At 49.9% G+C, this 9,278-nt stretch carries 11 protein-coding genes; all 11 read right to left on the bottom strand.

The genetic code is table 11. The features are described 5' to 3' along the window. Positions 1 to 2: 2 nt before the first annotated feature. Positions 3 to 734 carry a type-F conjugative transfer system pilin assembly protein TrbC gene (trbC, locus tag ACRCA4_RS12555; RefSeq protein ID WP_433189120.1) on the bottom strand — a complete coding sequence of 244 codons (732 nt, stop codon included), beginning with the start codon at positions 732 to 734 and terminating at the stop codon, positions 3 to 5. Then, complete coding sequence (gene traU, locus ACRCA4_RS12550) at positions 719 to 1,723, bottom strand: conjugal transfer pilus assembly protein TraU (protein WP_433189117.1); 1,005 nt, start codon at positions 1,721 to 1,723, stop codon at positions 719 to 721. The genes trbC and traU overlap by 16 nt, the downstream gene beginning before the upstream one ends. Beyond that, on the bottom strand, positions 1,698 to 2,330 hold the full coding sequence (gene traW / locus ACRCA4_RS12545) for a type-F conjugative transfer system protein TraW (protein ID WP_433189114.1): 633 nt from the start codon (positions 2,328 to 2,330) through the stop codon (positions 1,698 to 1,700). The genes traU and traW overlap by 26 nt, the downstream gene beginning before the upstream one ends. Then, complete coding sequence (locus ACRCA4_RS12540) at positions 2,269 to 2,805, bottom strand: S26 family signal peptidase (RefSeq protein ID WP_094625904.1); 537 nt, start codon at positions 2,803 to 2,805, stop codon at positions 2,269 to 2,271. Before ACRCA4_RS12540 ends, traW begins: the two co-directional genes overlap by 62 nt. Beyond that, entirely contained in the window at positions 2,795 to 3,127 is a 333-nt protein-coding gene (locus tag ACRCA4_RS12535) for a TrbI F-type domain-containing protein (protein WP_433189110.1), read from the bottom strand. Before ACRCA4_RS12535 ends, ACRCA4_RS12540 begins: the two co-directional genes overlap by 11 nt. A 170-nt stretch (positions 3,128 to 3,297) precedes the next feature. Continuing rightward, entirely contained in the window at positions 3,298 to 5,907 is a 2,610-nt protein-coding gene (traC, locus tag ACRCA4_RS12530; RefSeq protein WP_433189107.1) for a type IV secretion system protein TraC, read from the bottom strand. Continuing rightward, positions 5,889 to 6,275, bottom strand: coding sequence for a TraV family lipoprotein (locus ACRCA4_RS12525; RefSeq protein ID WP_348700870.1), 387 nt, complete (start codon positions 6,273 to 6,275; stop codon positions 5,889 to 5,891). The genes traC and ACRCA4_RS12525 overlap by 19 nt, the downstream gene beginning before the upstream one ends. After that, positions 6,272 to 7,546: a TrbI/VirB10 family protein gene (locus tag ACRCA4_RS12520; protein ID WP_348700871.1), complete on the bottom strand. Its 1,275-nt coding sequence runs from the start codon at positions 7,544 to 7,546 to the stop codon at positions 6,272 to 6,274. The genes ACRCA4_RS12525 and ACRCA4_RS12520 overlap by 4 nt, the downstream gene beginning before the upstream one ends. Next, positions 7,546 to 8,334 (bottom strand): type-F conjugative transfer system secretin TraK, encoded by a 789-nt coding sequence (locus ACRCA4_RS12515; protein ID WP_433189103.1) that lies wholly within the window; start codon positions 8,332 to 8,334, stop codon positions 7,546 to 7,548. The genes ACRCA4_RS12520 and ACRCA4_RS12515 overlap by 1 nt, the downstream gene beginning before the upstream one ends. Then, positions 8,321 to 8,992, bottom strand: a complete 672-nt coding sequence (gene traE / locus ACRCA4_RS12510; protein WP_348700873.1) for a type IV conjugative transfer system protein TraE — start codon at positions 8,990 to 8,992, stop codon at positions 8,321 to 8,323. Before traE ends, ACRCA4_RS12515 begins: the two co-directional genes overlap by 14 nt. Further along, positions 8,985 to 9,275, bottom strand: a complete 291-nt coding sequence (gene traL, locus ACRCA4_RS12505) for a type IV conjugative transfer system protein TraL (protein ID WP_154707650.1) — start codon at positions 9,273 to 9,275, stop codon at positions 8,985 to 8,987. Before traL ends, traE begins: the two co-directional genes overlap by 8 nt. Positions 9,276 to 9,278 lie beyond the last annotated feature (3 nt).

Below are 9,278 nucleotides of genomic sequence, written 5' to 3'. Positions count from 1 at the left end.
TGTTATTCTCCGTACTTCGCTAACCAAGCCTTCGCTTCAGCCTTCTCATTTTCATCGCCAGTACGCTCTACCAGGTCAAGGAAATATTTGAAGGTGGCTGAACCTGTTGCTTTAACATGCTTGGGTGTGGGGCACCCTTGATCGGTGCATTGTTGCAGCGGCTCTAATGGTAAGACGAACGTTGGCGCTGCCTTTGCGTCAAACCGCCGAAACAATGTTGGGTCTATCAAAACACCGCCATCCATTTCCCCGGCGAGCTGCTTCAGTTTCACCAGCGTTGTTTCAAAGTCGTCGTCAATTAAACCGCGAACGGCAATTGCCGCTCCAATTTTGTACCCTTCGGCTATGAGATTTTTGATTTGGCTTTCCGGCATCGAGAGGCTGACCAGCACGATTGGATACTTGGCCTCTTGGGGCGGAACATCATCAATGGCTTTGCCTGCGGCCAGCGCTTTAGCCATGTAGCGATCATCACGCTCATCTTCAAGATATTCAGGCATCTGAATATTAAGGCCCGGCATGTTTCCCTGAAGGCCATTCAGCTTCGCCCTTTCCTGCCCCAGCAGCTTGTCTAAGGTACCGTCTTTCATGATGCGATCAGCGTCTTTCATCGCGTCCTGGATAACGGTTTTTTGCTGGTTAATTGCCGCCTCATCAGGCTCCTGGTATTTCGGCGTTTCCGCAGTAGCTAAGGCTGGTGACAGCATCACCATAACCATCAGAATGCGCAGCATGTGCGTTTCCTCCAAATCAAATAGCTGAAGTCTTCACCCTTATAAGGAAACTCACGGCCAGCGCCCCAAATCGTTGAAGGTGCACCAAGGCCATAGCCGCGAACGTTTTGCGGTACCGGATACATCATTTGTTGCTTGTATTGGTTCTTCCGCATGATTGGTTGAGGCAGGTTTCCACACATTGCACCCAAGGTTGACGTGTCCTGAGCGAGGAACTGACGGTGCATCTTGAAAATATGGGTGTGAACAATGGCCAAGGAACTATCTACCCCACCCACATGGTTGGCATGACTACCGCTGAGCGGGTAAAGCGATCCCTGCGAACCTGAGCACCAGAAGAGGGTATCCAAACCAAACGTAGTAGTTGCGGCGGCAACGGTATCGGCCACACAAGCAGCCTGTGCTACCGGATTCGCAAACAAGATAGCCTCCGGGTTTAGGACAAATGATAATTGATCGTCATCCCATAGCGGATCAAGTTCGGATAGGTACGACATATCGAAGGTTTCATTGACATAGCAGGCTCCCTCGGTGATGGCCATACCCAACCAGCTCAAAACAGGGTACTGGAACCAATGTACGTGGTAGAAAGCGCCGCCACTATCATCGCCTTCATGGTTCGTACCGGCAGGTACCGGTAAGGTACCCAACACGGCCCCTCCGAGCGTGGGGGAGCACATAGGGGTGCGCACCACTTCAGCGACCCGCGCTGGCTCCCAAAAGCTGACACCCACACCGATGCGCATGAATATTGGCGGCGGTGCTGGGCAGGTACAGATTAATGGCGGTTTTGGATCGTGGTTGTCTGTTTGACCAGGCATGGTGATAGGCACCATGCCGATGTTTATTGGAAACAGGCAAAGCCAGCAAATGTCAGTAACTGGGTTGGGGAACCTGCCCCCACAGGCAGCAGCCGTTACCTTCCCTGAAAAGCCCAGTGCCACAAGGAACGCAAGGGCCAAGCTACTTAATCGGAAATTCTTCAACATATAGCACCTTGCCACTCTGTCTTATTACAGCCGGTACCGCTTGGATACCGAAACGCTCAACCAGGTATCCACGCTGGTCGAAGTACAATCTCATACCAATCTGTTCGCTCACGGCCAGAAAATCGCCGTTAACCAGAATCATCTTGTTGCGTATATCTTTCGCACAATAGGCCTGAAGCCAGTCAACCTGCGCCGGGTCGTCCCCGTCGATAAAACAAAGCACCTTGGTCAGCGGATTAACCTCAAGAGGGTTTACTTGGGTACCAGCCGTGAACAACACCTTGCCATCTGCATCCGTTATATCCCTATCCAAGGTGTAGAGCGGGTTTATTTCAACGGCTCGGTATTCCTGAGCGCGGGGTAGCGAAACACCAGGCGGACGCCTGGCATAACCTTTCGATCTATCCCGCATTCCCTCGTGCATTGCATCCAGCTCACCGGATTCGGTCTTCTGCTGAATGCGCTCGTGTATAACCTCAACCAAGTCACGTTCAATAATCGGATAGCTTTTACCGATTACACCCAAGTCCTTGGCTAAAGCTGCATTACAGGATGCGATAAGCGCGACCAATGACGCTGCTTTGAGGTATCCAACCGATTTGTTCATAGCGACTGTCAAAACTGTGTTCATGTGCTGTCCAAACGAAAATGTGTCCCTGCGGAATGATGCCAGCCGGGCCTGGCTTTAACGCCACTCCACCTTGTGAAGCGGTCTTTGCATCCCCCAGGTACTTCCCGTTGAGGTAGAAACGCTGACCATCCTTAACCACTTCATCACCTGCGTTCCCCGCAACATACTTAACGAACCATATGTTTTGGTAGAACTCGTTTTCAGGCGGCCAGAACGCCACCAATTCGCCCTTCTGAGGGGCAACGCCTTTCACAATCAGGAAGACGTAACCGTCTACGCTGCTTGTGCCATTGAATCCAATCTTCACGAAAGGGGAAGCACCCCAACCCAACAAGATCACGAAACCAATGGCACAAAGCCAACGCCACAGGTTTTTCCTGAACTTCTTGATGCGAAGCTGTTTCTCAGGCGTTGCGCTATGCTGTTCTGGCGCTACGCTTTTAGTTGCCATTTACCATCCTCCCTACTTCCGACTTGACGTAGTTTGTGTAATCAGGAACATCCGATATGACAGCCGGAGACACCAACAGCGTTACCTTATGTTCATCTGCAACACGCTTAATTACCTGGTCAAGAGACTTTGCGAATCGCTCACTGACTTCCCTTTGTTGCTCTTCAGTCAGTTCCCTTTCGCCGTACTCTCTCAGGTGTGACGCAATGATTTCGTCCAGCTTCACAACAGCGATTGGACGCGCATATAAGTGGTTGTTGATCAGCGTAAAAATCATCGCACCCAACAGGCCACAGATCAGTGAGACTATTATGTTTTTCATGTTTCAAACTATACCATAATGAGGAATCAAAATACTATACTTTGATTCGTAAAAAAGCAAGCCCGTAAAACGGGCCGAACTAGGGTTATCTGTTCGACTCGTTTTCCGGGCCTGCCTGGGTACCAGGGCGCGGCATAGAGCGGCCCTGAGCATATAGTGTCTGTGGAACCTTACCGGCTTCCGCTTCTTCTAATCAGCTCCTGAACGGCATCAAAAATATGAATGCCCCTGGCTTCCGCTTCCCGGATGTAATCAACCTCTTCAGCCTTGGTTGAGTAAAGTTTTTCAGTCACTGGATCTACGGTGAAACGCAAGGCCGCCAGACCGTTTGGTGAGTCAATGGCAAGCTCTGAATATTTGCCCTGGATGGTTTCCAATGAGCGGATAACATCAACCATACCGCTGGTATTGCTGATATGGCCTTTTGCCTCAGCCTCTGCCAATTCGCCCGGATCTTGACGTAGGTAAACTTTGAAGTCTGAGTTTGCGTAAGCAGCCTTTGCAGTTTCCGATGCGTAGTAGTCACTGATCTTTTGGGTGATGGTCATGAAAGAACCACCATGCTTACGAGCAACACGGTAGCCTTCCTCGATGAACTCACCGGCGCGGCCACGGCCAAGCAAGCGCCAGGCTTCGTCAATGATGCAGAGCTTGCGCTGCTTTTTGTTACCACTCAGGTACATTACCTGGGTGATTCGCATCATCAGAATTAGCAGCACGACCGATTGAAGATCGGGCATCGTATTTAGGGCATCCAGCTCCAGCACAACAAAAGAGTTGTCCAGGTTGACGTTTGAATCGCCTTCAAAGTAGTCGGCGTACATGCCGTCTTTGGTGTAGGAATGCAGCATTACAGCTAAGTCTTTAGCTGTTGCGTGCATAGGGCCGTCATCGCTGTTATCGGCAAGCAAAACGTCAACTACGCTGCTAATAGTCGCTTTGCTGCCGTATTGCTCCCAAGTCCGCATGATCGCCTTTTCAAGCACTGCGCGTTGCTTGGCTGATAATGGCCTCTCTGGCGAAGCCATTTGAGCAATCAGCATCTTCAGCAATGGCAACTGCTCTTTGAAGTATTTCGGATCGTCATCGCTGATTGAGCTGAAGGGATTTAGACATACCCTAACCTCATCATTACCAAACTCAAGGTATGTGCCTTTAAGCAGCTTACAGAGGTTCTTATAGGAGTGACCGGCATCAATGATAAATGCACGTCCACCATACCCCAGGCAGCTAAACACCCATTCCTGAGTGAAGAACGACTTACCTGAACCCGAGGTAGCGCTACAACTCATGTTGTAGTTACCCTTATCGTTATCAAACGGATCGAAGTAAGTGATTTGCCCACGACGACCGTTGAACATCATCATCGGCGTGTGCGTCCCCTTCCACTCACCTATCCAGGGAGCAATATTCGTGCACGTCCAGGAAAGGCGCGTATTGAAGTGCCCAAAGATTTGCAAGGCCCGCTTCGATTCCTGGCAAAGCCCCATTGGAAGCGCCCCCAGGAATGAATGTATTGGCGTGTAGCGGCTTTTTGATAACACCCAGCCGAGTGATTCATAAACAGACTTTAAAGCCTGCTCACACTCTTGTTCACGGCCTTGAGGCGTGAACAAGACAATCTGATAGAACGCATCCATCAGCTTATTACCGTTGTCCACCTTCCTGGCCGTATAATCCCAATCGACTTTTCGGTCTTTCCACTGGGGTACGTACTTGGCCATTGGAGAATCGGCCATCTGTGTTGCTCGAACGGATTTGCGAGTCACCTTGCCTTTAGCTGATACCTGGTCAGGTGCGTTCACGGTCAAAGTGGCGATGAAAGGACAAGGGATTCGTAGAATGTTATTGGTAAAGCTGCCAATGAGCTGACCATTCTTGAAGCCTGGCCACGTCTGCGGAAACTGACGAACGTGATAAGGCAAGATGGAAAACGCCTGGTCTTTGTGGATCAGACTTGACGCTCCAGAATCGAACAATGCCATTGTGTCATCATCAACAATCTGACTGTTAATCAGATTGTTGTCGTCATAATAAAGCCGTGGCTGAGGCTCCGTAGAGGGATTCAGCAGACCGTTCATTATGTTAATGAACAGCTCAGGCGACATAGACTGCGCATAAATCTTTGCAGAACGCAGTGTCCCTATGGCAGCTTCCCTGGTACGCACCAGACGATCAATATCGTCCTGGTGCACATCAACGCCGGTTAAACCCTTCGGAATTGGAATGGTGTATGAAACGACCAGGTGCATGTTGCGCAGCAAGAACGCCTGGTCAGTGAACAGAGAGTTCCACTTACCCTGGCGCATGTATTCAACCCGGTTGTTTCCCAGCGTTTCAAATATTTCAGCGATAGATTTATCTGTCGCGTTGCCTTTTGTTTCAGCCCATCTTTTTAAGATAGGTTCAACGTTAGGATCAGCAATAACTGAAATCTGAATGGTGGTATCAGCCTTGTGTGACTGGTTAAAGAACCCGTTGAGGGTCTTTAACTCTGTCGCGGTAAGGCCTGTGCCGGGGTTAGCGTACAGCATAAAGCCAACGGTATCACGGTTGTAATAAATACCCGTTTCCGCGTCATAGGCCTCATACGGCAGTATAGAGGCCACAGCGTAGCGCTCTGAAAATGCCTTCAATGATGCCAGTGTTGGTACATCACCAGTGTTTTTAAAACGGACGCCAGGCGGTACATCATTAACCAGGGACGACTTAACTTTGTCGGCAATTTTTCGTTTTACTGCGTGAAAACGATCAGCCAGTGTTACTTGTTGACTACCCATTCAGAATCCCTCAGACGCACGTAAACAAAACCACCGGCATTCAGATCCTTATCTTTGTCTTCCCATGAATTAAACAAAATTCTCAGGACAACAGGCTTCGTTAATAACGGATCACCCGGCGTAGCATAATTGAGCGTTCGATGTGCCTGGCCTACATGCACATGAGTGTCGGCTTCTTTGCGCGAACCTTTTTTTTTCTTTTCCTCGTCGTACAAGGTACGTCGATAATCATGGAAACCATCATTTGTCCTGTCGTACACCGTCGATACCGGTTGACAGCCTGACTGTGGAAACTGGCCGCAGGTATATTTAGTTGAACAGCCACTTAAAACAGTCAGGGCTAGGCCCAGGAAAATTAACTTCTTCATTCTTTACGCTCCCTAGTGTTACCAATCAGGTTCTTACCAAACTCGGTACCACCCAACAGAATAATTTCACCAATCCGGTTCGCATCGACCTCGATGATCGGATACATTTCGTTTGCTCGCGCAATGTAATAATCAGCGATTTTTTCCAGTGCGTTACCTGTACCAGTGGCAAGACCGGCCTGAACCGTTTTATTCGGGTCAATGGTTGTTACGTTGCCTAATGCACTGGTTGATACTTGCTGATACTGCTGCGAAATAGAGCTGCCCATACCAGACGCAATACCGGCAAGCAGCGATTTTGCGATCATTGAGCCTTGCTTGCTCACGAGGCGACCGCGTAGACCTGCTTTGCCGTCTTCACCTGCAACGTACCCCTGAACCCGCTCTTCAATAATGTCGCCATTGACCAGGACACACGTCAGCGTTTCCAGGCGGATATGTGCCCGTTCGCTTGAAATGTCGCCATGTGCCGCCCCGGTGACGTGGCAGTTATCTACGTCACTGTTCCAGAAGTTAGGCAATTGGCCTGCATCCATCAGGCGTAGCAACACCGGAACAGGGTTTGACATGGCCTGGCCACCGGTAGGCGCATCCATACCAGATAACAGGACTGCGGTTGAAAACGCGCCTGTTGGCAAGTAGTGCGCTACGTTCTTGGCCTTTTTGTTGCCTTCGCCCTGCCCTTGTGCCGTGTCATCGGTCAAACTTATTACCTGAATCCGGCTGATTGGCTGACCATTTTGATTGACGGCCTGCTCACCACCGTAAGCACCTGGATTCTGCATAGGTGGCGGCGGTAAGGATCGGTTGACGAACTGTTGCGTTATTTCGCCAGTTGGCTGTTCCTGGCCCTGCCCTGGTACCGGTGCAGGCGGAGCAACCGGTACCGGTGCCGGTGGTAATGAAGTGGCCGGAAGGCCTGCGGTTGTCACTGGCGTACCCTGAATACCAGAGTTACCGCCTTGGTTCCCAACCATTCTGGCAATCTCTTCCAGGCGATCACGCAATACTTTATTCTCGGTCTGAAGCTCTTTAAGACGCTTCTCTGAAAGCGCGATCCACGTTTCCTCAGCACTAACTGAACCGCTGCTTCGTGCGGTGAAGTCCCTCATCACTTCCTGGGATTTCTCTTGCTGGATTTCCATGGGAGTAGGCTTACCCCGGTTCGGATCTGACAGCCACATACCGCCCATCATGAGGATGATGAAAGCTGAGAACCCACCGACAGCAATGATAAGTTGCTTGCGTTTAGTTTTACCTGGAGCATCCATCACTCACCTCCCAGGGGCTTACGCACGACATAAAGAAACGTGGTTTCGCCTTTTCCAAGTGAAAGCCGCTCCAAAGAAACCGCTTGTACACGGCTACCAAAATCCAGGAACTCGCGCTCATGAAAGTTCATGTCTGCATCGCTGATATTTTGAATCGTGTAGATTTCGCCCAGCAGGTCATAACCTGTGTATGTCCGGCGTAGAATGATTTGGGTTTCAGCCCACAGAGGAACCTTTTTCTCAGAGTCTTCGTAGGAATAGCCGTCTACCTGCTCACCCAAGGCCATCCCTTTCATCAAACGTTTTACCCGGTCAACAAAGGGGGTTGAACGGTATTCAGATCCCCGGCCAACGCTCCTGCGTGGCGCGGCAGGCTTCAGAATGATTGTTTCAGACGGTATATCGTGCTGTTGCGCCACTACCGTGTAGGTGGCCCCCATGTCATCACGAACAAAGAAGCTGAGCGCAGTTGGCGCTCCTGGCGCTGGCCGGATGAAAATCTCACCTTTATCTTTATCGGGTTGGATTTCCAGCACCCCAGCCGAACCCCACACTTTATCTAGGCGGCCCTCACCCTGAATGCTGATCCTGGTTAACTCACGAGAAGAAACCTTCACCGTGATCGTGTCACCATCCTTTACTCTGAATTCCTGTGCAGCATTCGCGTTACTGGAATACAGAAGCATTGCAATCACCATTGCAATAGCTAAAGGTGTGGTGATCATCCATACGAGCCAGGGCTGAACAGGAAGTGAGCCTGTATCCACGTATTGATTATTCATTTTCATTTGGCACTCCACCCTCAAATGAACCAGGCATAACAGCGTCTGTTGTGGCTTCCTGATTCTCGATCATTACTTCTTCATTCGGTTTCACCACCTGGTACGAACCAACAGAATCTTTCTCAAGCTCATTGAAGCCAGTTATGGTTAACTTGCCGTTGTACTTGAATCGTAATTCGTATGTTTTCTGGCGCTTGCTGACCAGGTGGCTACCGATAAAGCCATTCAGCTCGCCGGTGATGACGGCCACGTCTTTTTTGATATGAATTCCCATCAGGTAAAAAACGCTACTTATGTCGTTGCGTGAAATGCGGTCGTAATCCACCGCAAACCGGGTCTTCATTGCGCTATATACAGACGGATCTGTGTAATGAAGAACGGTATCAAACTGAGCCTGGGCATTCTGTTTGTGGTACGTCAGCAATAGCTGAGAAAAGTACCGGGCCATTTGTTCAATATATGCAGGACTGACTTCATTACCCTGTACAGAAAATGGCGTATCGACCTGCGGCGGTACCACAATTGTTTTTTCTGAGGTATCAGCAGTCACGACAAAGCCAGCCAGCATCAAGTTGGAAAGTAGGAGCACACCGGCTACCCCCATCCAAAGTGATGCCTTGTAATTGGCATTGATAACTGTTGAACTGTACTTTTGTTTATCCACCTATGTACTCCCGTATGTGCGATGGGATACGCTTTGAAAGCCAAATATCTGAAGGCGTGTACCAATACAGGATCTTCATTAGAAGGCCTCGGCCACCCTCTTCTTTGAGGTAGGCGTAACCACGACCAAACACAATCGCCAACACCACACCCATGAGAAACATATTCAGCACCCCGCCGACTATCAGCCAAAAGATAACCAAGATGGCGCTGTCGGCTTCCCACATAAACATCAGTGGTGGTGCATCCAGATTCCGTGGAATCCAGTAATCTTCTTCGTCCATATC

This window comes from Rheinheimera sp. WS51, from assembly GCF_050936095.1.
GTDB lineage: Bacteria > Pseudomonadota > Gammaproteobacteria > Enterobacterales > Alteromonadaceae > Alishewanella.
This window is presented reverse-complemented; position numbering and strand designations above follow the sequence as displayed.

Coding starts and splice junctions, on each gene's coding strand:
- trbC (WP_433189120.1), bottom strand. CDS start 734: ATGCTGCGCATTCTGATGGTTATGGTGATGCTGTCACCAGCCTTAGCT.
- traU (WP_433189117.1), bottom strand. CDS start 1,723: ATGTTGAAGAATTTCCGATTAAGTAGCTTGGCCCTTGCGTTCCTTGTG.
- traW (WP_433189114.1), bottom strand. CDS start 2,330: ATGAACAAATCGGTTGGATACCTCAAAGCAGCGTCATTGGTCGCGCTT.
- ACRCA4_RS12540 (WP_094625904.1), bottom strand. CDS start 2,805: ATGGCAACTAAAAGCGTAGCGCCAGAACAGCATAGCGCAACGCCTGAG.
- ACRCA4_RS12535 (WP_433189110.1), bottom strand. CDS start 3,127: ATGAAAAACATAATAGTCTCACTGATCTGTGGCCTGTTGGGTGCGATG.
- traC (WP_433189107.1), bottom strand. CDS start 5,907: ATGGGTAGTCAACAAGTAACACTGGCTGATCGTTTTCACGCAGTAAAA.
- ACRCA4_RS12525 (WP_348700870.1), bottom strand. CDS start 6,275: ATGAAGAAGTTAATTTTCCTGGGCCTAGCCCTGACTGTTTTAAGTGGC.
- ACRCA4_RS12520 (WP_348700871.1), bottom strand. CDS start 7,546: ATGGATGCTCCAGGTAAAACTAAACGCAAGCAACTTATCATTGCTGTC.
- ACRCA4_RS12515 (WP_433189103.1), bottom strand. CDS start 8,334: ATGAAAATGAATAATCAATACGTGGATACAGGCTCACTTCCTGTTCAG.
- traL (WP_154707650.1), bottom strand. CDS start 9,275: ATGGACGAAGAAGATTACTGGATTCCACGGAATCTGGATGCACCACCA.